Source organism: Bradyrhizobium sp. USDA 3262, from assembly GCF_054060035.1.
Genome location: NZ_JBSSCT010000001.1, coordinates 4,748,069 through 4,768,033, shown reverse-complemented (window position 1 = coordinate 4,768,033; position 19,965 = coordinate 4,748,069). Strand labels below are relative to the sequence as shown.

The window sequence follows — 19,965 nt, the reverse complement described above, 5'->3', positions numbered from 1 at the left end:
CCCACCAAGCGTCAGTACAGCCCGCCCGTCCCTGACCGCATCACGGCCCGATCGGCGTCCGGCGAGATGCCCTGCTGGGTGCCGTCGATCACATCGGTGCCGGCGACCATCCCGGGATCATTGAACGGCGGCGCCTGGCCCGGCTTGAAGGCTTCGAGCACCACGCCCCTGTTCTGGCCAGGCGCGGCGCGCTGGCCGGTCTTGGCATCGACCAGGACCAGCCGGATGCCGACCGGCTGCTTGAACGGGGTGGCGGGCTTGTCGGCCAGCGCGAGCTTCAGGAAGTCGCGCGCGATCGGCGCTGCGGTGTGGCCGGCCTGCGCGTTGCGGCCGAGCGAACGCGGCTTGTCGTAGCCGACATAGAGACCGACCACGAGGTCCGGCGAGAAGCCGACGAACCAGAGATCCTTGGCCTCGTTCGAGGTGCCGGTCTTGCCGGCGAGCGGCTTGCCGACGTCCTTCAGCGCGGTGCCGGTACCGGCCTGAATCACGCCCTCCATCAGCGAGGTGATCTGGTAGGCGGACATCGCGTCGAGTACCCGTTCGCGGCGGTCGACGAGCTGCGGCTCCGGCTGGCTCTTCCAGCCCTCCGGCGCGTCGCAGCCGCGGCATTCGCGCTGATCGTGCTTGAAGATGGTGTGGCCGTAGCGGTCCTGGATGCGGTCGATCAAGGTCGGCTTCACGCGAACGCCGCCATTGGCGATCATCGAATAGGCCGTGGCCATCCGGATCACCGTGGTCTCGCCGGCGCCGAGCGCATAGGCGAGATAGTTCGGCAACTCGTCATAGACGCCGAAGCGCTTTGCATACTCGCCGATCAGCGGCATGCCGATTTCCTGCGCCAGCCGCACGGTTACCGTGTTGAGCGACAGCCGCAGCGCGTTGCGCAGCGTCACCTGGCCCTGATACTTGCCGGTGGAGAAGTTTTCGGGCCGCCAGATGTTGCCCTGCCCCTGGTCGATCTCGATCGGGGCGTCGATCATCATGGTCGATCCGGTGTAGCCGTTGTCGAGCGCCGACGAATAGACGATCGGCTTGAAGGTCGAGCCGGGCTGCCGATAGGCCTGGGTCGCGCGGTTAAACTGGCTCTGGTCGAACGAGAAGCCGCCGACCATCGCCAGCACGCGGCCGGTGTGCGGATCCATCGCCACCATCGCACCCGACAGTTCAGGGATCTGACGCAGCCGGTACTGGCCTTCGACGCGCTGGCCGTCCTTGCTGAAGAGCGGGTCGGCGTAGATCACGTCGCCGGGCTGCAGCACCTGCGCCACCGATGTCGGCGTCTTGCCCCTGCTCTTGGCCCAGCGCACGCCGTCCATCGTGACGATGCCGGTCTCCCGCTGCTTGCTGATGGCGCCGCCGAGTTCGCGGCCCGGCTGGAAGCCGATCCGTGCCGACTGATCGTTGCTCTCCAGCACCACCGCCATCCGCCACGGCGAGATGTCGGACAGCGACTTGATCTCGGCGAGCGGTACGCCCCAGTCGCTGGTCAGGTCGAGCTTCTGGATCGCACCGCGATAGCCCTGCTGCTCGTCATAGTTGACGAGCCCAGCCACCATGGCCTTGCGCGCCATCACCTGGACCTTGGGGTCGAGCGTGGTGCGCACCGAAAGGCCGCCCTCATAGAGCTTCTTCTCGCCATAGCGCTCGAAGATGTCGCGGCGGACTTCTTCCGAGAAATATTCGCCGGCGAAGGTGTGCGCGCCATTGCTGCGGTTGGTGACGGTCAGCGGCTCCTTGCGCGCCTTGTCGGCGTCGGCTGCGGTGATCCAGCCGTTCTCCTGCAGGCGGTCGATCACGTAGTTGCGGCGTTCGACCGCGCGCGCGCGGTTGCGCACCGGATGCAGGCTGGCCGGCATTTTCGGCAGCGCCGCCAGATAGGCCGCTTCCGCGACCGTCAGTTCATTGACGGATTTGTCGAAATACACCAGCGAGGCCGCCGCGATGCCGTAGGCGCCAAGGCCGAGATAGATTTCGTTGAGATAGAGCTCGAGGATCTTGTCCTTGGAGTAAGCCCGCTCGATTCGCATCGCCAGCAAGGCTTCCTTGATCTTGCGGGTGAACGAGACCTCGTTGGTCAAAAGGAAGTTCTTGGCGACCTGCTGGGTGATCGTCGAGGCGCCCTGCGGCCGCCGGTTGGAACCGAAGTTCTGGATGTAGGAGACGCCGGCGCGCGCCATGCCGGTATAGTCGATGCCGCCATGCTCGTAGAAATTCTTGTCCTCGGCGGCGAGGAACGCGTTGATCACGAGCTTCGGCACCGCCTGGATCGGCAGATAGAGCCTGCGCTCCTTGGCGTATTCGCCGAGCAGCGAGCCGTCGGCCGCATGCACGCGGGTCATCACCGGCGGCTCGTAGTTCTGGAGCTGCGAATAGTCGGGCAGGTCCTTGGAGAAATGCCAGAACAGCCCTGCGACTGCGGCCAGACCAGCCAGGAACAGGATGGTGCCTGCGGTGAACAGGAACCCGAAGAACCGCAACAGAAATTTCATCGACCAGATTTCCGTGGCGAATACGTCGCTCGTTCTGAGCGCGCTGCGTGCCACTTAGGCCGCCCGGTATATCGGTCGCTCCATGGACCTGCAATTCAACACCGGAGAATTAAAGCAAGCCAGGCGTCAAACTTATGCCATAGAGCCCGGCTCGCGCCCGCAGCCAAATCGGCAGACCTCGCCGACTGGCGGTGCCGCGGAGGCTGCATCGATCTCCGCTGCAGCGCTGGGCGATTCGCACGCCGCGCCTGATAGCGCTGTGGTCTCGCTACGCTTGCGCGGAGAGCACGTTACGAAAGAAAAGCGCGGGCCGGACGGATCGATTCCCCTATCCGCCCGCCGATTTGGGTGCTGCGACATCAGAAACCGGTGGACAGCGCCGGCGCGCCGATCACATTAAGGATTTGTTAACTATAACTACCGCAAGTTGTTGGCATACGCCGACTCGCGACGGGCTGATTTGGATGGCACTGCGCGGATTTAGACGGCCTTTTACGGCCGATCCGAATGTCCTTGGATTTCCGAGACCACCCACATCGGCCAGGGGCACAGAAGCCTTGGACCTCGTCTATCAGGCGGCGGATTTGTTCCGCAGCATCGAGGACCGGGCCCGCGCCGGCGAGGCCCGCGCCGAGGCCGCCGAACAGGCGCAGCTCGAAATCATCGCCGCCACCGAGCGCAAATTGAGGGATGCGTCGCGGGCGCTTGAGGAAGCCCGACGCCGCATCGAGTCCCAGCAGGAGCAGCTCGATGCGGCCGAATTCCGGGCCCAGGCCGCCGAAGCCGAGGCGCGCGAAGCCAAACAATCCCTGGACCTGGTCGAAGACGCGATCCGCCGGCGCCTGCTGCTGACCAGCGGGCACGACGACAACAGGTCGACCGCCGTCGCCTGACCGCAGCGCGGATCAATTGGAGCGGTAGCCCGCATGAGCGGAGCGACATGCGGGAGCTCAACGAGACCCGGATATCGCTTCGCTCATCCGGGCTACGGGTTGTCGTTGGGCGTCACGCTCAATACCCCGCAGCGAGCCCCGAATTGCGGCGCGGGTCGTTCGCGCCATAGAAGCGGTTGTTGCCAACCGGCTTGCCGTCCAGCGACGGCGCGCCGATGATGATCACCGCGAGGTGATTGACAGGCTGCGGCGGGCCGAATTTGTGGCCCATGCCCTCCAGGATCTTCCGCGTGTCCGGCGACAGCGTGTAGTCCTCGAGGTTGGTCGCCTCCGGCAGCCACTGCTGGTGGAAGCGCGGCATGTCCACGGCCTCCTGCGCGTTCATGCCGTAGTCGATCGCGTTGATCATGGTCAGCAGCACGGCGGTGATGATGCGGCTGCCGCCCGGGGTGCCCATCACGATGACTGGCTTGCCGTCCTTGGAGACGATGGTCGGGCTCATCGAGGACAGCGGACGCTTGCCGGGGACGATCGCGTTGGCCTCCCCCTGCACCAGCCCATACAGGTTCGGCACGCCGACCTTGGCGGTGAAGTCGTCCATTTCGTCATTGAGCAGCACGCCGGTCTTGGCCGCCGTCACCTTGGCGCCGAACCAGTCGTTCAGCGTGTAGGTGACCGACACCGCATTGCCGTCCTTGTCGGCGATCGAATAATGCGTGGTGTTGCTGCCCTCATGCGGCGGAACGCCGGGCCTGATGTCCCTGGAGACGCCGGCCTTTGCCGGGTCGATCGCGGCACGGATCTTCGCGGCGTAGGTCTTGTCGAGCAGCCGCTCGAGCGGATTCTTCACGAAGTCCGGATCGCCGAGATAGCTGTTGCGATCGACATAAGCGTGACGCATCGCCTCGATCTGGTAGTGCACCGCCTGCGCCGAATGGTAGCCAAGCTCCTTCAGCGGATAGCCTTCGAGGATGTTGAGCATCTCGCAGATCACCACCCCGCCCGAACTAGGCGGCGGCGCCGAGACCACGTGGTAACCGCGATAGTCACATTCGACCGGCGCCAGCTCGCGAACCCTGTAGTTGTCCAGATCCTCCTGCGTCAGCAGGCCCTTGCCGGCCTGGCTCGCGGCGACGATCGCCGCACCGACCCAGCCCTTGTAGAAGCCATCCGTGCCGCGCTTGCTGATCTCGCGCAGCGTCTCGGCAAGTTCGTGTTGCATCAGCCGTTCGCCGACCTGGAACGGCTTGCCGTTGTTGAGAAAGATCGCGGCCGAGGGCGGATCCTGGCGAAGATCGTCGACCGCAGAATCCAACATCTGAATGTCGCCGCGATCGAGCACGAAACCGTCCTCGGCGAGTTGCAGCGCCGGCGCAATCACGTCGGCGCGCTTCATGGTGCCGTATTTCTCGCGCGCATATTCCATGCCCGCGACCGAACCGGGCACGCCGACGGCGAGATGGCCCTTGGTGGAGAGGCCGGCGACAATCTTGCCTTCCTTGTCGAGATACATGTCGGCGGTGGCGCCCTTCGGCGCGGTCTCCCGGAAATCCAGGAAGGTCTTGCGGCCGTCGGCGAACTGGATGGTCATGAATCCGCCGCCACCGAGATTGCCGGCGGCGGGATAGGCCACTGCAAGCGCATAACCAACGGCCACCGCCGCATCGACGGCATTGCCGCCCCGCTTCAACACCTCGACGCCGACCTGCGTGGCAAGATGTTGCGCGGAAACCACCATGCCGTTCTCGGCGGCGACCGGCGCAACCGAGGCCGCGCGACCGGGAACTGCCGACACGATGCCGACCGAGACGAGCGCGGCGACCATCCATCGCGCGCGTGCATTTGGATTTTTCATGAAGCCTCCCGGGACCTGCGCCGGCTGTCGCGGCTTGCAGCGCTATCTCAACGGGTACATCTAGCAGGCCGCACGCGCGCGCACTATAGGCCCGCGCGGTCTCCACCGCTCGCCCGCAGCCGGCTATGCCGTCTGCCATAGGCCGCATAGATCACAAGCCCGATCATTAGCCACACCGCGAGCCTGATCCAGGTGTCGAGCGGCAGGCCGAACATCAGGAACAGCGAGGTTGCAGCGGCAGCCGGGGCCACCAGCCAGATCGCCGGCGCCCTGAACGGACGCGACAATTCCGGGTCGCGCACGCGCAGCACCAGCGTGCCGATCGAGACCACCGTGAATGCGAACAGCGTGCCGATCGAGACCAGTTCGCCGACCAGCCCGATCGGCAACAGCCCGCCGAGAACAGCGGCGACGGTGCCGGCGAAGATGGTCGAGACATAGGGGGTCTGGAAGCGCGGATGGATTTTGGCGGCAAAGCCCGGCAGCAATCCGTCATGCGCCATGGCGCGAAAGATCCGCGGCTGCGCCAGCAGCATGATGAGGATCACCGATGTCAATCCGAACAGGATGCCGAGCCTGATGAACGGACCGAGCCAGCCGATGCCGATCGCATCGATGCCGACGGCGATCGGATCGGGCACGCTGAGCCGATCATAGGGCACGATGCCGGTCAGCACGAATCCGACCGCGACATAGAGTGCGGCGCAGATCACGAGCGAGCCGAGAATGCCGATCGGCATATCGCGCTCCGGCGTCTTCGCTTCCTGTGCCGCGGTCGAGATCGCGTCGAAGCCGATATAGGCGAAGAACACCACCGCCGCGCCGCGGACCACGCCGGACCAGCCGAACACGCCAGGACCGGCATTCGGCGGGATCAGCGCGCCCTCCGGGTTGCTCGCCGTCACCCAGTTCGCCAGCGTCACCGAGGAAGCCGCGGTGGCGAGAAACAGCGCGATGACGACGAGCTTGACCACAACGACGAAGCTGGTGAAGCGCGCGGACTCGCGAATGCCGACCACCAGCAGCGTGGTCACGAAGGCGATGATCGCCATCGCCGGGATGTTGATGACCGCACCGGTCGACGACCACGCGCCGGTGTTGACGTCGTAGGCGAGCGGTGCCGAGGTGAATTGCTGCGGCAGGTTGATGCCGAAATCGCGCATGAGACTGACGAAATAGCCGGACCACCCGACCGAGACCGCGATCGCGCCAACCGCGTATTCAAGGATCAGATCCCAGCCGATGATCCAGGCGATCAGTTCGCCGAGCGTGGCATAGGCATAGGTGTAGGCGCTGCCGCAGATCGGCACCGTCGACGACATCTCGGCGTAGCACAGGCCGGCGAAGGCGCAGGCCACCGCACCAATCATGAAGGAGAGCGTGACCGCGGGACCGGCATTGGCGGCGGCCGCGTGGCCCGTCAGCACGAAGATGCCGGCGCCAATGATGCCGCCGATGCCGAGCGTGACCAGCTGCAAGGCCGACAGCGAGCGCCTGAAGATCGGCGTCTCCGCGTCGCCGTCGGCCCGCGCCGCCTCACGCAACAGGTCCGAGGTCGACTTTCGGTCCCAGAAACCGGCCAGAGCGTCTGTCACGCCGGGTGTCCTCCGCCGCTCGGGTCCGGCGGGACCCGACACGATCGGCAGACTATAACGCGGCTAACGTTCAGTCGTTCGCGCGCCGGGCGAATGCCGGCGCCGTTATCCACCGCCAAGCGCGGTGCAGGGCCTTATCGGCAGGGATGGCGGCGGCCGTCGCGGCCAAGGAAGGTACCGGACGCTGGATCGAATGAACGGTAACGCGCGCAGGCGGAAGATGGCTCCGCCGCGGACATGGCGCCGTAGGCGTTCGCCGGATTGCTGCCGCGCTGCGCGGCCTCCTGGGCCTCACCCCATGGCGTCAGGGCGCCGCCGTTGATCGCGCTGCGCCCGGGATTTTGCGCGTCGAAATATGCCGGCTCCGACATCTGGGCCGCGACCGGCGTGAACGTCATTCCCACGAGCAGCATGGCGGCTGCGACTGCCCATGACCTGGTCATGCGGCCTCTCCTATCGATCAATAAACATGTGCCGGATGACGGCCGAGCCGCCCCCAAAAGGAGATAGGGACGGCAATCGTCCGGGCACAGGGGCCACGGCGTCACGATGCTGCGAGCAAGCCAGCCGTGGCCCGCCGCTCAATGGTTATGCACGTCCGGCCGCGGGTCGGAGACGAACCCGTCGCGGTTCGGCATCTTGATCGTGGCGAGCGACTTGGCATCGAGCACCGCATTGGCCGGCACGATGCCGTTCAGGCTGAGGATGTAGGCGGACACCGCGTAGACGTCCTCATTGCTCAGCGACTGCGGCGCGTTCTGCGGCATCGCGCGGCGGATGTAGTCGAACAGCGTCGGGGCATAGGGCCAATAGCTGCCGACGGTGCGGATCGGCTTGGGGCTCGCCAGCGTGCCCTGTCCGCCGACCAGGCGGTCGCCGACGCCGCCCTGCCCGCTGTCGCCATGGCACGCCGCGCATTGCTCGCTGAACACCGTGCGGCCGCGCTCGACGCTGCCGCTGCCCGGCGGCAGGTTGGAGCCGTCACGGCCGATATCGATGTTCCAGCCGGCGATCTCGGCAGGCGTTGCCGCACGCCCGATGCCAAAGCGATCCTCGGCCTGCCCGGCAGTGGCGAGCATCGCGACCGCACTCACAAGAAACGCCGCCTTGAGCTTACGCCTGGCCATTGGTCACCTCACCATTCGCATCGATGCGCCAGGGCCAGATCGCGTTGTTGTGGTAGAACGAGTTGAGGCCGCGCACCTTGACCAATTCCGCCAGCGTCGGCTGGACGTAGCCGGTCTCGTCGATGGCACGGCTCTGGATCACGGCAGGTTTGCCGTCCCAATGCCAGGGCAAGCGGAAGCGCGTGAGCGCGCGCGTCAACACGGGCTCCTGAAGTTCGGCCTGCTGCCAGCTCTTGCCCTCGTCGAGCGAGACCTCGACGCTCTTGACCTTGCCGTGACCGCTCCAGGCGATGCCGGTAATCTCGTGAAAGCCCTGCGTCGTCAGCTTCTGCCCGCCGGACGGCCGCGTGATGATCGACTTGGCTTCCATATAGAAGGTGAATTCGCGCGACGTGCCGTCGGGCATCGGGTCGGTGTATTTCGAGGTCTCCTCGCGCGAATAGGCCGGCTCGGCGACGACCTTGAGCCGGCGCAGCCACTTCACGTTCATGTTGCCCTCGAAGCCGGGCAGCAACAGGCGTAGCGGATAGCCCTGCTGTGGGCGCAGCCGCTCGCCATTCTGGCTGTAGACCAGCATGGCATCGTCGAGGCATTTCTCGATCGGGATCGAGCGCGTCAACGCAGCGGCGTCGGCGCCTTCGGCCACGATCCATTTGGCACCCGCCTGCAGGCCCGCTTCGTCCAGCACCGTCTTCAGCGGAACGCCGGTCCATTCCGCACAGCTCAGGAGGCCGACGAGGTCGGAGGCCGTCTTGCCGTAGGGCTTGGTGTAGACCGGATTGCCGGAGCACTCGAGGAAGTGGATGCGCGACTGCGACGGAAAGCGGCGGATGTCCTCCATCGTGAACACCAGCGGGCGATCGACCATGCCATGCAGCACCAGCCGGTGCTCGGCCGGGTCGATGGTCGGCACGCCGCCATGGTGGCGTTCGTAGAACAAACCGTTCGGCGTGATGATGCCGTCGAGCTCCTGCAACGGCGTGCGGCCCGAGGCGGAAACATACTGCGGCAGTGTCTTCGAGATGTTCTTGACGACAGCCTTCTCGTGAAGCGATGGCGTGCCATAGGGTTGGCTTCCCATCGGGTCGCCGGGCGCTTTCATCCATTCCGGCACATTGGGCGGAAGATTATTCCCCTGTTCGGCAAGCGCGGTAGAACCGGCAACTCCCGATATCGCGGAGCCACCGGCCAGTGCCGCACCGGCCTGAAGGAATCGCCTGCGAGACGCCTCTCGCACGCGCTTGTCCGTCGTGTGTTCGCTCATAGACGTTTTCCTCTGACGTTACCAGGGCATGATCCGGAAAAGTGCGAAGCGGTTTTCCGAAGAGATCATGCCAGGACAACAATCTGAAGCGCGATGACGATTCATCGTGCTCTGGTGCAGCCTAACACCAAACAGCTGAGGCGAAGCAATGCTCCATCGCGCATAGCCGCATCGACGGCGCGTGATGGCCGTTGTTCGACAGTCTTGCTTGCGTTCACATCCGTTCGCCTGGCAACTGACTGGCTTGCTTCACCCACGCGGTGAACTGGGCTTCGTCGAGTTCGTCGCTCTCGTGAATGTCGAGATAGCGCGTGTGCTGCTGCCTGGACTCGCCCGGCGGCACCGGATGCAGCGACGCGCCGCGAAAGAACGCCACCTTGACGTAGCGCGTGAAGACATGGATGCCGAGGAACCAGCCTTCCCCTTCCATGCCGTAGAGCGACGAATTCCACTTCACCGCCTTGTGCACGCCGGGGACGGTACGCGCGATGAGCGCGTCAAGCCTGCGTCCGACGTCGCGCTTCCACCCCGGCATCGCGGCGATATAGGCTTGCACCGGAGCGTCACCATATCCCTTGGCGATCTGCGGATTGCCGCCTGCGAGCAGACGCGGCTTTGCGGTGCCACGCTTCGCGGCGCTCTTTTTCGCACTCTTCGCCAACGTCTTTGGCGTCTTGCCAGCCATTGTGCTCGTTCTCACCGGTTCACGTCTCGCGCGCAGCGCAGCGTCCGTCCTCTCAAAGCGGATCATATCGGCTACGCGTCGGTGTTGTCGTCGGCGAGCGCGCGTGTTCGCGGCGGCGTATCGACGCGCTCGGGCGGCTTTCGTGTGGCGGTCTGGCACTTAGTCGATCACGGGCGGCGTGCCGTGGGTGTGGAACGACTCGATCGTCTTCAACCCCCACGCCTGTCCCCTCTTGCGCTCTTCCTCGGTCCACACGATCGGCTTCCAGTCAGGTGCAAGGATCAGACGTGCGCCGGCGTTGGCGACCTCGACGCGGTTGCCGCCGGGTTCATAGACATAGAGGAAGAAGGTCTGCTGGATCGCGTGCTTGTGCGGCCCGGTCTCGATCAGCACCCCGTGCTCGAGAAAAATATCCGCGGCCCGCAGGATCTCCTCACGGCTGTCGAGCGCGTAGGTGACATGGTGAAACCGGCCGCGCTTGCCGTAATGGTCGCGCGTATAGGCGAAGTCGTAGCTCTTGTTCGACATCGTCATCCACATCGCGGCTTCCGTGCCGTCGTTGAGCACGATCTGCTCGGTGGTGCGGCAGCCGAGGTAGTCTTCGAAGAACAGACGGTTGGCCTTGATGTCGACCGCGAGGCAATTGAGATGGTCGAGCCGCCGGACATTGACGCCGCGCGCCGGAAAGCGCTGCGCCTGATTTTTCAGCGCGGGCTTCAGCTCGGACGGCGCCTCGTACCACTCAGTCTCGTAATAGAGCTCGATGACATGGCCGTCGGGATCGCGGCAGCGGAATGCCGGCCCCTGCCCCATGTCACCATCGATCCAGCCGATATCGAAGCCCGAGCCCTTCAGCGCGGCGACGCGGCGTTCGAGCGCCTGCGGGCTGCGTGCCCGCAGCGCCATGTGCTCCATCCCTGAAGTCTTCGACGCCGTCAGCTTCAGCGAATAACGCTCGTAATCATCCCAGCCGCGCAGATAGACCGACTCGCCCTTGCGGCCGCTGACGGTCATGCCCATGACGTCGACGAAGAATTTCAGGCTCTCGTCCGGCTTCGGCGTCAAAAGCTCCATGTGCCCGAGATGCGCGAGATCGAAGATCGGTTCCGGCTGCATGGGCGGTCTCCCTCCGCGACGACGCCGGATCGACGACTTGCGGTTCGACAGGTGAGCGGCGCGTCGATTTGTACTAGTGTACAAATGATTAGGCCTCGTCAACAAATGATTGGCGCCGGCAATTGCCGCTCGCACGGCACTCCGTGGCTGGAATCACCCGGTGAAAGCGGTCGAGGCAGGCGGTCAGGCGACCGAGACGGCGGTCTCGCGATGCGACGAGAGCAGCTTGCGGATTTCAGCCGATGACACCGGCCGGCTGAACAGATAGCCCTGCATCTCGGTGCAGCCGAGGATGCGCAGCAGGTTGCGCTGCTGCTCGGTCTCGACGCCCTCCGCGGTCGTGGTCATGTCGCTGGCAGCGGCGATGTTGACGACGGCCTGGACGATCGTGGACGACGCGCCGGTCCCGGCGAGATCCTTGATGAAGGCGCGATCGATCTTGATCTTGTCGAACGGGAAGCGCTGCAGATAGCTCAGTGAGGAATATCCGGTGCCGAAATCGTCGAGCGCGATACGGACGCCGAGCTCGCGCAGCTGATGCAGGATATCGAGCGCAGCCTCGTCGTCGCGGATCAGCACCGCCTCGGTGATCTCGAGCTCGAGCCGCGAAGGTGCCAGACCTGACGCGGCGAGCGCGGCGGCGACGTTGAGTGCCAGTGTCTGGCTCTTGAACTGGATCGGAGACACGTTGACCGCGACATGAACATGCTCCGGCCAGTTCATCGCCTCGCGGCACGCGGTGTTGAGCACCCAGTGACCGAGATCGTTGATCAGGCCGGTGTCCTCGGCGATCGGAATGAAATCCGCCGGCGAGATGGTGCCGCGTTCCGGATGGCGCCAGCGCACCAGCGCCTCGCAGCAACTGACCTGGCCCTCCTCGAGATGGAGCAGCGGCTGATAGTGCAGCTCGAAGCTGCCGTCGACGATCGCCTGGCGCAGCTCGAGCTCGAGGCTGCGCCGCGCCTTGGCGCGCGCGTCCATGCCGGTCTCGAAGAACCGGTAGGTGCGGCGACCGTCGCTCTTGGCTCCGTAGAGCGCGAGGTCGGCATTGCGCAGCAATTGATCGATGTCGAGGCCGTCGGCGGGCGCAACGGCGATGCCGATGCTGGCGTCGGTGGTGATCAGATGCCCGCTGCAGTCGATCGGCCGGCGGATCGCCTGATAGATCGCAGCGAGGAGCTGCATGGTCTCGGTCTGATCGCGGACGACGGTCTGGATCACGGCAAACTCGTCACCGCCGAGCCGCGCCGCGACGTCGGTGCCCCCAACGCAGGTGCGCAGGCGGTCGGCGATCGCCCTGAGCAATTCGTCGCCGATCTGATGGCCGAGCGCGTCGTTGACGGCCTTGAACTCGTCGATGTCGATATACATGACCGCGAGCTGCTGATCCGGCCGGATCGCCCTCAGCGCCCGCTCCAGGCGCTCGCGGAACAGCACGCGGTTCGGCAGGTCGGTCAGCGCATCATAATGCGCCATGTGGGCGATCTTGTTCTCGGTGCGCGTGCGCTCCGTGATATCCTGGATGGTCGCCACCCAGCCGCCTTCCGGCAGCGGCTTGTTGACGATCTCGATCGCGCGCCCGCCTGGCGCCTGCGTCAGCTGACGCGTGGCGCGGCCAAGCTTCACGTTGCCCATGATGGCGTCGCAGAAGTCGTCGACATCGCCGTCGAACGAGCCGGTCTCCTGCCTGTGTGCGATCAGCCGGTGCATGGTGCAGCCGGGCTTGGCGACGTCGGGCGAAAGCCCGAACATCTCGATGTAGGGACGGTTGCAGATGATGATGCGCGCCGACGCGTCGTAGAGCACGAGGCCCTGCGGAATGTTGTTCACGGCGGTCATGAGATTGCGACGTTCGGTGGCGAGCCGCTCGTCGGAGATTTCGTGCCGCTTGAGCAACAGGAAGACGATCACGGCCATGATCGCGAATGCCGCCATCAGCAGGCCTTCGCGCTCGCTCCATTGCGCGGTCGCGCTTCCGAGCAGGCTGCCGACCAACAGGCCGGCACAGAACGCCAGCCCCTTGGTCGAGCCAGCATCGGCATTTCCTGAATTGCGATGTTCGATGCGCACGCTGATCTCTCCCGGGCGCGGCATCGTTACGCAGCACAAATGGAAAGGTCGTTACAACTCGCAGTTAGCAATCGGTTACGCGATACCGGGCGACAGCGCATGACAAATCGAGCCCAATTCCCCGCAAACCTACGGAGCTGCCGATGCACTCCTCGGAGATGGTGAATCCCGCGTTAACGGAAAAACCGGGAAACAAACGCGGCTGTGCCGGAAAGCGACGATTCCGCCGCCGATGCGCGCGACAGCGCGTCATCTCGCGGCACGATAGAAACAAATCGTCACCGGGAAGGTGTAGATTTAGCCGATGCGCAACCCCGGCGATTTAACGGTTTTTCCAATCCCGGGCGGGCATATTGGTCCGGACATTTAGATTTTGAGAACGAGCCAGGCTGGTACTGTGACACCCTTCGGACGTGTGATCTCTGTGCGCGGCTCGCAGGCCCGGGTTGGGCTGCTGGCGGGCGGCCAGATGCAACTTTCAGAGATGCGAGCGACGGTCGGCCGGTTCGTCAGTATCCGCTGCGCGAGTTCGGTCATCGTCGCCATGATCACCGAAGTGACGTGCGAGAACCTGCCGGCATCCGACGAATACATGGCGACTGCCTCGGTCGACCTGCTCGGCGAAATCCTGGGCGGCGACCGTCCGAAATTCCAGCGCGGCGTCACCCATTATCCGACCATCGGCGACAGCACCGATCTGATCACGAACCAGGAGCTGCGCACGGTCTATGCGCCGAGCGGCTCGGATCAGATCAATGTCGGCACGCTGCAGCAGGATCGTTCGGTGATCGCCTATGTCGACGTCGAGGAGATGCTGTCCAAGCACTTCGCGGTGCTCGGCTCGACCGGCGTCGGCAAATCGACCGGCGTGTCGCTGCTGCTCAACGAGATCCTGAAGTCGCGGCCGAACCTGCGCATCTTCCTGCTCGACGTGCACAACGAATATGGCCGCTGCTTCGGCGAGCGCGCGCAGGTGCTCAACCCGCGAAACCTGAAGCTGCCGTTCTGGCTGTTCAACTTCGAAGAGATCGTCGACGTGCTGTTCGGCGGCCGGCCCGGCGTGCCCGAGGAGCTCGACATCCTCGCCGAAGTGATTCCGATGGCGAAGGGCATCTACACCCAGTACCAGAACTCCGACCGGGTCGGTCTCGGGCTGAAGCGCATCGACCCCAAGCAGGTCGGCTACACCGTCGATACGCCGGTGCCCTATCGCCTCGTCGACCTGATCTCGCTGATCGACGAGCGCATGGGCAAGCTGGAGAACCGCTCCTCGCGCATCATCTATCACAAACTGATCTCGCGCATCGACGCGGTGCGCAACGATCCGCGCTACGCCTTCATGTTCGACAATGCCAATGTCGGCGGCGATACCATGGCCGAGGTGATCAGCCATCTGTTCCGCCTGCCCGCCAACGGCAAGCCGATGACCATCATGCAGCTCGCCGGCTTCCCCGCCGAAGTCGTCGATTCCGTGGTGTCGGTGCTGTGCCGCATGGCGTTCGATTTCGGGCTGTGGAGCGACGGCGTCTCGCCGATGCTGTTCGTCTGCGAGGAAGCGCACCGCTACGCCTCCGCCGACCGCAATATCGGCTTCGGGCCGACCCGCAAGGCGGTGTCGCGCATTGCCAAGGAAGGCCGCAAATACGGCGTCTATCTCGGCCTGATCACCCAGCGTCCGGCCGAGCTCGACGCGACCATCATCTCCCAGTGCAACACGCTGTTCACGATGCGCCTCGCCAACGACCGCGACCAGGCGCTGCTGCGCTCCGCGGTCTCGGACGCCGCCGCCAACCTGCTGTCCTTCGTGCCTTCGCTCGGCACCCGCGAGGTGCTGGCGTTCGGCGAAGGCGTGGCGCTGCCGACCCGGCTGCGCTTCAAGGAGGTGCCGCCGCACCAGCTGCCGCGCGGCGAGGCCACCATCGCCACGGTACCGTCGGTCACCGCCGGCCATGACATGCATTTCGTCAGCGCGGTGCTGGAGCGCTGGCGCGGCGCCACCTCGCATCGCGATAGCCCAAGCGACGCCAACTTCAACTCTCCGGCGCCGGCGCGCACTATGGCGCCGGCCGAGGCGCCGATGCTGCAGCCCTCGCTCGGCCTCGATCCGGACCGTTTCTCGCTGCTGAAGAAGCCGCTGCGCTAGCATCGTCGCGGCAAGGCACGATGCGCCTTGCGCCCGACCCGTCATCCACTATGGTCTCGCGTGACGCCGCATCCAGGCGGCACGCCGGAACCATCTCATGACGCAGCCGACCGCAAAACGCTTCCCGACGCCCGCTCTCGACAAGCTCCCCGAGGATATCCGCGCCCGCATCCTGGCGGTGCAGGAGAAATCCGGCTTCGTGCCGAACGTCTTCCTCACCCTGGCCTATCGCCCCGACGAGTTTCGCGCCTTCTTCGCCTATCACGACGCGCTGATGGAGAAGGACTCCGGCCTCTCGAAGGCCGAGCGCGAGATGATCGTGGTGGCGACCAGCGCCGCCAACCAGTGCCAGTATTGCGTGATCGCCCACGGCGCGATCCTGCGCATCCGCGCCAAGAATCCCGAGATCGCCGACCAGATCGCGGTCAACTACCGCAAGGCCGACATCACGCCGCGGCAGCGCGCGATGCTCGACTTCGCCATGAAGGTGAGCCGCGCGGCCGAGGAAGTCTCGGAGGCGGACTTCGCCGCGCTTGCCGCCCACGGCTTCAGCGACGACGACGTCTGGGACATCGCCGCGGTTGCGGCGTTCTTCGCGCTGTCGAACCGGCTCGCCAACGTCACCGGCATGCGGCCGAACGGCGAGTTCTATATGCTCGGCCGGCAGCCGAAATAGAGGACGCCTTGGCGGACTGGAGCGAGATCATCCTGCGTCTCGGCGCGGCCACCCTTGCCGGCTGCGCGATCGGGCTCGACCGCGACCTGCGCGGCAAGCCGATCGGCCTGAAGACGCTGGGTCTCGTCAGCCTTTCGACGGCGATGGTCGTGCTGTTGGCATTGCAGGCCGTCGAGCCCGGCAAGTTCACCGACGCGGTGAGCCGCGTGATCCAGGGCGTGCTGACCGGCATCGGATTTCTCGGCGCCGGCGTGATCGTGCGGCAGGGCGACCGCTTCCAGGTCCGCGGCCTGACCAGCGCCGCATGCGCCTTCTTCGCCGCTTGCGTCGGCATCGTCTGCGGGGCCGGACATTGGCCGATCGTCGTCACCGCCGTCGCGCTGGCGTTCCTGCTGTTGACCTTCGGCAAGCGAACCGAGCGGTGGCTGCACCACGCGCTCGGTGGCAAGGAGGATCAGCACAGGCCGGAGGCCGCGGCAGATCAGTCGTCAGATGCCGGCCCGCACCAGCCGGGCAAATAGACCGCGTCCTTGCTGCGGCCGAGCGCCAGTCCCTTCTCCAGCGCCTTGGCGAAATTGTTCTCCACCGTCTTGCGCGGGATGTGGCGGCGCAGGAAATCGGCCCACAGGAATTCGCTGAACGGCGTCGTGTCCTTGGCAAAACCGCCCGCCCGGCGCATCTCGCCGGCGAGGCTGCGGAACGGATCGTCCCTGAGATCCTTGATCGATTTCGGAATGTCCTTGAAGTGGCGGCGCTCGCCCTTGGAATCGTAGGGATAGACCCAGCGCTTGTTGTCCATCACGCCCCAGAACACGTCACGCTCGACCATCGTGAGATCGCCGATCACCGTGACCAGGATGTCCTTGACGCCCTCCTCGTGCAGCGCCCGCGCCATGTGATGGTGATCGACCACGTAGTAGCGATCGTCGGGACCATGGACGACCGGGATCATGTGCTTGCCCAGCAGTTCGGCGCGCTTCTTGTCCGACTTGTGCTCGCGCCAGCGCTTCCGCTTCTCCGTCACCTCCTGCATGCCGACCGTCATCTGGGTCGGCCGCAGCGACATGATCGGGACCGGTTTGACGTAAGGCTCGCGCGTGTGGGCCATGATTTATGCTCCCTTTTGACCGGCACTCCGGAACGGGTTCCACTATGTCATGAGCCCGCAGGCGGGTGAAAGAGTCCGGTGTGCCGGAATGGCTTCACGAAGCGGTGGGGCCGACGGCCGGATGGTCCGGCCTCGGGGCTGTCGATGCCCCCGGCCGTCAATGCGTAGGATGCCAATGCCGGGGCGCGCAGCCTCAACCTCAATGACGGCGTTGCAGCGCAAACTGTGCGTGCGCGAAGGTCGAACGCGTGTGTCGACATCGGCCTCGTCATCGCAATGCCGAGCATCCCGCGCACCGCAGCAGTCACCTCGACGGCAAGCCAGTTCCTGGAGGTGATCGAAGCATGAATACCACCTCTGCGCGCACCAAGATTTTAGGTGTGAAGTGCAGCGAACATGCTAAACATAACCGGCGACGCGACCGGACTGACAACAGTGAAGACGCAGCGGCCAATTTCCTCGGATGCGGAGCACGTAGTGCTCAAATTCCGGCCGCGTACCTCGGCGCAGCCGCCCGGCAAGCGCGAAGAGCCGCACCGAACGACGCGCCCGGCTTCCGTTGCCAACGATCTCTCTCGCTATGAGAAGCCGCGCGAGGAGCCGGACGATTTCCGCCAGCGCATGCTCGCCAACATCGCCGCCTTCGCCTTCACGGTGGCGCTCACCGCGATCGGCATCTGGCTTGCCATGAGCATCGCCGATTTGCGCAAGACCCAGGATTGCGTGCTGATGGGCCGCCGGGATTGCGCGAAGATTACGGTGATGCCGCGCAGCTAGGCTGGCCGGAACCCTGCCCAAAAACCGTCCTTGCGAGGCCGGCCAAGCTCCATTGAACTAACGGCCCTGCTCCGATATACGGGCACACGACTCCGGCACCAGCAATCGGGCATTCCGGGGCAACGCGCCCGCCTCCTCTGAGCCGACCCGGAATTACCTTCAATATATCAAAGGCTTAATGATGTCCTCCACATTCGAGCAGATCGCCAACATTATCGCGGAGACCTGCGACATCCCGCGCGACACGATCAAGCCGGAGAGCCACGCGATCGACGATCTGGGGATCGACAGCCTCGACTTCCTCGACATCGCGTTTGCCATCGACAAGGCCTTTGGGATCAAAATGCCGCTCGAAAAGTGGACCCAGGAGGTCAACGACGGCAAGGCCACGACGGAGCAGTATTTCGTGTTGAAGAATCTCGCCGACCGCATCGACGAGCTGGTTGCAGCCAAGAACGCGGGCACGGGCACGGGCTCGTAATCGCCCATCATGCAGCTCGAGATCTTTCAGCTGATCGATCGGATCGTCGACCTCAACCTCGACGCAAGGACCATTGTCGTCGAGGCGGATGTCCCGCCCGACAGCCATTCGGTGTTCGCGGGGCACTTCCCGGGCTATCCGATCATGCCCGGCGTGCTGCTGACCGAAGCAATGGCCCAGAGTTCGGGCTGGCTGATCCTCGGTCTGACCAAGTTCGAGCGCATGCCCTTCCTCGCCATGGTCAAGGAAGCCAAGATGCGCGGCTTCGTCAGCCCCGGTTCGCTCCTGACCATCGAGGCCAAGATCGAGCACGAAGGTTCAGGCTTCGCCGTCACCTCGGCGAAGGTTCGCGTCGGCAAGGAGCTCAAGTGCAATGCCGAGCTGACCTTCCGTCATATCCCCTTCCCCAGCCCGGACTTGCGCGTGCACATGGATGCCATGGCCACCAAGATCGGGTTTCCGCAGCAGGCAATGAGTCATGGCTGAGAAGGAAGTCTGGATCACCGGCGTAGGCCTGCTCTCCTCGCTTGGCGAAGGGCTGGATGCGCATTGGGAGGCGCTCGGCGCCCGGCGCGTCAATGCCGACGAGAAGCGGCTCGCGCCATACGTGATCCATCCGATCGCCCCCGTCAGCTTCGACGCCCAGATCCCGAAGAAGGGCGATCAGCGTCAGATGGAGACGTGGCAGCGGATCGGTACCTATGCCGCCGGGCTGGCGCTCGATTCCGCCGGCGTCAAAGGCAATCAGGAAATCCTGTCGCGGATGGACATGATCATCGCAGCCGGTGGCGGCGAGCGTGACCTCAATGTCGACCTGGCGATCATGAACGCCGATGCGCAGGGCAAGCTGCCGCCCGCCCTGCTCAACGAGAAGCTGATGAACGAGCTGCGCCCGACGCTGTTCCTGGCGCAGCTCTCCAACCTGCTCGCCGGCAACATCGCGATCGTTCACGGCGTGTGCGGGACCTCCCGCACCTTCATGGGCGAGGAAGCCTCGAGCATCGACGCGGCACGGATCGCGGTCGCGCGCATTGGAGCCGGCCAGAGTGACATCGCCTTGGTCGGTGCCGCTCATAACGGCGATCGCGGCGACCTCTTGATGCTTTATGCATTCGGCGATCTCGCCCTCAAGGACCAGCATAGCTCGGTCTGGGCCCGCAGGAACAACCCGGGCTTTGCCATTGGCTCCGCCGGCGCCTTCCTCGTGATGGAATCGCGCGAACATGCCGAGGCCCGCGGCGCAAAGCCGTACGCCAAGCTGACCAAGGTGGTCGCCGACCTTGCCCGACGCAAGGAGCCGGGCGCCGTGACGAAATCGCTGCAGGCGTTGTGGCCGCAGCTCGGCGTCAGCGGCGACGACGGTATCCTGATCACGGGCGCGACCGGCGCCGAGCCTGCGACCGCTGAAGAGCGCGCATTCCTCAGCCAGCATGCCGGCTTTGCCGTCCGCGCCACCGGAACGACCTTTGGCCACACCATGGAGGCGCAGTTCCCGCTCGGGCTCGCGCTGGCCGCGCTGTCGATCTCGCGCGGCGCGCTCTATCCGGCCAACGACCCGACCGGGCTGGAGGTTGAAAAGACCGAAGCGCCAACCCAGATTGTCGTGTTGGGGGTCGGCCACTGGCAGGGCGAAGGCATGGCACTGGTCGAGGCCGTCAAGTAATTCGGCGCAAGCACCGACGG

At 64.9% G+C, this 19,965-nt stretch carries 17 protein-coding genes and 1 pseudogene; 8 read left to right on the top strand and 10 right to left on the bottom strand.

The window, feature by feature from the left end; genetic code table 11:
* Positions 1-11 precede the first annotated feature (11 nt).
* Positions 12-2,492, bottom strand: a complete 2,481-nt coding sequence (locus tag ACVWYP_RS21760; protein ID WP_304499753.1) for a penicillin-binding protein 1A — start codon at positions 2,490-2,492, stop codon at positions 12-14.
* A 557-nt stretch (positions 2,493-3,049) separates the two neighbouring features.
* Between ACVWYP_RS21760 and ACVWYP_RS21755 the strand changes: the two genes are divergently transcribed.
* Positions 3,050-3,385: a hypothetical protein gene (locus ACVWYP_RS21755; protein WP_304499752.1), complete on the top strand. Its 336-nt coding sequence runs from the start codon at positions 3,050-3,052 to the stop codon at positions 3,383-3,385.
* Positions 3,386-3,503: 118 nt separating this feature from the next.
* Here the strand turns inward: ACVWYP_RS21755 and ggt are convergent, their stop codons facing one another.
* From ggt to ACVWYP_RS21715, 8 genes and pseudogenes are all read right to left on the bottom strand, one after another.
* Positions 3,504-5,240 carry a gamma-glutamyltransferase gene (gene ggt, locus ACVWYP_RS21750; RefSeq protein WP_304499751.1) on the bottom strand — a complete coding sequence of 579 codons (1,737 nt, stop codon included), beginning with the start codon at positions 5,238-5,240 and terminating at the stop codon, positions 3,504-3,506.
* A gap of 83 nt (positions 5,241-5,323) precedes the next feature.
* Entirely contained in the window at positions 5,324-6,835 is a 1,512-nt protein-coding gene (locus ACVWYP_RS21745) for an amino acid permease (RefSeq protein WP_304499750.1), read from the bottom strand.
* A gap of 134 nt (positions 6,836-6,969) precedes the next feature.
* Positions 6,970-7,278 (bottom strand): BA14K family protein, encoded by a 309-nt coding sequence (locus ACVWYP_RS21740; protein ID WP_225160659.1) that lies wholly within the window; start codon positions 7,276-7,278, stop codon positions 6,970-6,972.
* A 138-nt stretch (positions 7,279-7,416) separates the two neighbouring features.
* Complete coding sequence (locus ACVWYP_RS21735) at positions 7,417-7,914, bottom strand: c-type cytochrome (protein ID WP_304500271.1); 498 nt, start codon at positions 7,912-7,914, stop codon at positions 7,417-7,419.
* 34 nt (positions 7,915-7,948) lie between these two features.
* Positions 7,949-9,226: a sulfite dehydrogenase gene (soxC, locus tag ACVWYP_RS21730; RefSeq protein ID WP_304499749.1), complete on the bottom strand. Its 1,278-nt coding sequence runs from the start codon at positions 9,224-9,226 to the stop codon at positions 7,949-7,951.
* Positions 9,227-9,440: 214 nt separating this feature from the next.
* Positions 9,441-9,911: a DUF1801 domain-containing protein gene (locus ACVWYP_RS21725; protein WP_304500270.1), complete on the bottom strand. Its 471-nt coding sequence runs from the start codon at positions 9,909-9,911 to the stop codon at positions 9,441-9,443.
* Positions 9,912-10,070: 159 nt separating this feature from the next.
* Positions 10,071-11,027 (bottom strand): catechol 2,3-dioxygenase, encoded by a 957-nt coding sequence (locus ACVWYP_RS21720; RefSeq protein ID WP_304499748.1) that lies wholly within the window; start codon positions 11,025-11,027, stop codon positions 10,071-10,073.
* A 183-nt stretch (positions 11,028-11,210) separates the two neighbouring features.
* Positions 11,211-13,001, bottom strand: a pseudogene (locus tag ACVWYP_RS21715) (putative bifunctional diguanylate cyclase/phosphodiesterase); the annotation flags it as partial.
* A 493-nt stretch (positions 13,002-13,494) separates the two neighbouring features.
* Here ACVWYP_RS21715 and ACVWYP_RS21710 point away from each other — a divergent pair.
* From ACVWYP_RS21710 to ACVWYP_RS21700, 3 genes are all read left to right on the top strand, one after another.
* Entirely contained in the window at positions 13,495-15,240 is a 1,746-nt protein-coding gene (locus tag ACVWYP_RS21710; RefSeq protein WP_212057288.1) for an ATP-binding protein, read from the top strand.
* A gap of 97 nt (positions 15,241-15,337) precedes the next feature.
* On the top strand, positions 15,338-15,916 hold the full coding sequence (locus ACVWYP_RS21705) for a peroxidase-related enzyme (protein WP_016848430.1): 579 nt from the start codon (positions 15,338-15,340) through the stop codon (positions 15,914-15,916).
* A gap of 8 nt (positions 15,917-15,924) precedes the next feature.
* Positions 15,925-16,437 (top strand): MgtC/SapB family protein, encoded by a 513-nt coding sequence (locus ACVWYP_RS21700; protein WP_028344601.1) that lies wholly within the window; start codon positions 15,925-15,927, stop codon positions 16,435-16,437.
* On the opposite strand, the gene ACVWYP_RS21695 is transcribed toward ACVWYP_RS21700, so the two are convergent.
* Positions 16,398-17,024, bottom strand: a complete 627-nt coding sequence (locus ACVWYP_RS21695; protein ID WP_028344600.1) for a ParB-like protein — start codon at positions 17,022-17,024, stop codon at positions 16,398-16,400. The genes ACVWYP_RS21700 and ACVWYP_RS21695 overlap by 40 nt on opposite strands.
* A gap of 435 nt (positions 17,025-17,459) precedes the next feature.
* Between ACVWYP_RS21695 and ACVWYP_RS21690 the strand changes: the two genes are divergently transcribed.
* The 4 genes from ACVWYP_RS21690 to ACVWYP_RS21675 all read left to right on the top strand — a co-directional run bounded on the left by ACVWYP_RS21690 (position 17,460) and on the right by ACVWYP_RS21675 (position 19,945).
* Positions 17,460-17,801, top strand: a complete 342-nt coding sequence (locus ACVWYP_RS21690) for a hypothetical protein (RefSeq protein ID WP_057019710.1) — start codon at positions 17,460-17,462, stop codon at positions 17,799-17,801.
* A 181-nt stretch (positions 17,802-17,982) separates the two neighbouring features.
* Complete coding sequence (locus ACVWYP_RS21685; RefSeq protein WP_024582229.1) at positions 17,983-18,282, top strand: acyl carrier protein; 300 nt, start codon at positions 17,983-17,985, stop codon at positions 18,280-18,282.
* Positions 18,283-18,291: 9 nt separating this feature from the next.
* The gene (locus tag ACVWYP_RS21680) at positions 18,292-18,768 is read left to right on the top strand and encodes a 3-hydroxyacyl-ACP dehydratase FabZ family protein (RefSeq protein ID WP_016848425.1); all 477 of its coding nucleotides are present in this window, start codon (positions 18,292-18,294) and stop codon (positions 18,766-18,768) included.
* A complete protein-coding gene (locus ACVWYP_RS21675; RefSeq protein ID WP_304499747.1) occupies positions 18,761-19,945 on the top strand; it encodes a beta-ketoacyl-ACP synthase in 1,185 nt (394 codons plus the stop codon). Before ACVWYP_RS21680 ends, ACVWYP_RS21675 begins: the two co-directional genes overlap by 8 nt.
* The last annotated feature ends 20 nt before the right edge of the window (positions 19,946-19,965 follow it).

Coding starts and splice junctions, on each gene's coding strand:
- ACVWYP_RS21705 (WP_016848430.1), top strand. CDS start 15,338: ATGACGCAGCCGACCGCAAAACGCTTCCCGACGCCCGCTCTCGACAAG.
- ggt (WP_304499751.1), bottom strand. CDS start 5,240: ATGAAAAATCCAAATGCACGCGCGCGATGGATGGTCGCCGCGCTCGTC.
- ACVWYP_RS21740 (WP_225160659.1), bottom strand. CDS start 7,278: ATGACCAGGTCATGGGCAGTCGCAGCCGCCATGCTGCTCGTGGGAATG.
- ACVWYP_RS21725 (WP_304500270.1), bottom strand. CDS start 9,911: ATGGCTGGCAAGACGCCAAAGACGTTGGCGAAGAGTGCGAAAAAGAGC.
- ACVWYP_RS21675 (WP_304499747.1), top strand. CDS start 18,761: ATGGCTGAGAAGGAAGTCTGGATCACCGGCGTAGGCCTGCTCTCCTCG.
- ACVWYP_RS21685 (WP_024582229.1), top strand. CDS start 17,983: ATGTCCTCCACATTCGAGCAGATCGCCAACATTATCGCGGAGACCTGC.
- ACVWYP_RS21760 (WP_304499753.1), bottom strand. CDS start 2,492: ATGAAATTTCTGTTGCGGTTCTTCGGGTTCCTGTTCACCGCAGGCACC.
- soxC (WP_304499749.1), bottom strand. CDS start 9,226: ATGAGCGAACACACGACGGACAAGCGCGTGCGAGAGGCGTCTCGCAGG.
- ACVWYP_RS21720 (WP_304499748.1), bottom strand. CDS start 11,027: ATGCAGCCGGAACCGATCTTCGATCTCGCGCATCTCGGGCACATGGAG.
- ACVWYP_RS21695 (WP_028344600.1), bottom strand. CDS start 17,024: ATGGCCCACACGCGCGAGCCTTACGTCAAACCGGTCCCGATCATGTCG.
- ACVWYP_RS21680 (WP_016848425.1), top strand. CDS start 18,292: ATGCAGCTCGAGATCTTTCAGCTGATCGATCGGATCGTCGACCTCAAC.
- ACVWYP_RS21735 (WP_304500271.1), bottom strand. CDS start 7,914: ATGCTCGCCACTGCCGGGCAGGCCGAGGATCGCTTTGGCATCGGGCGT.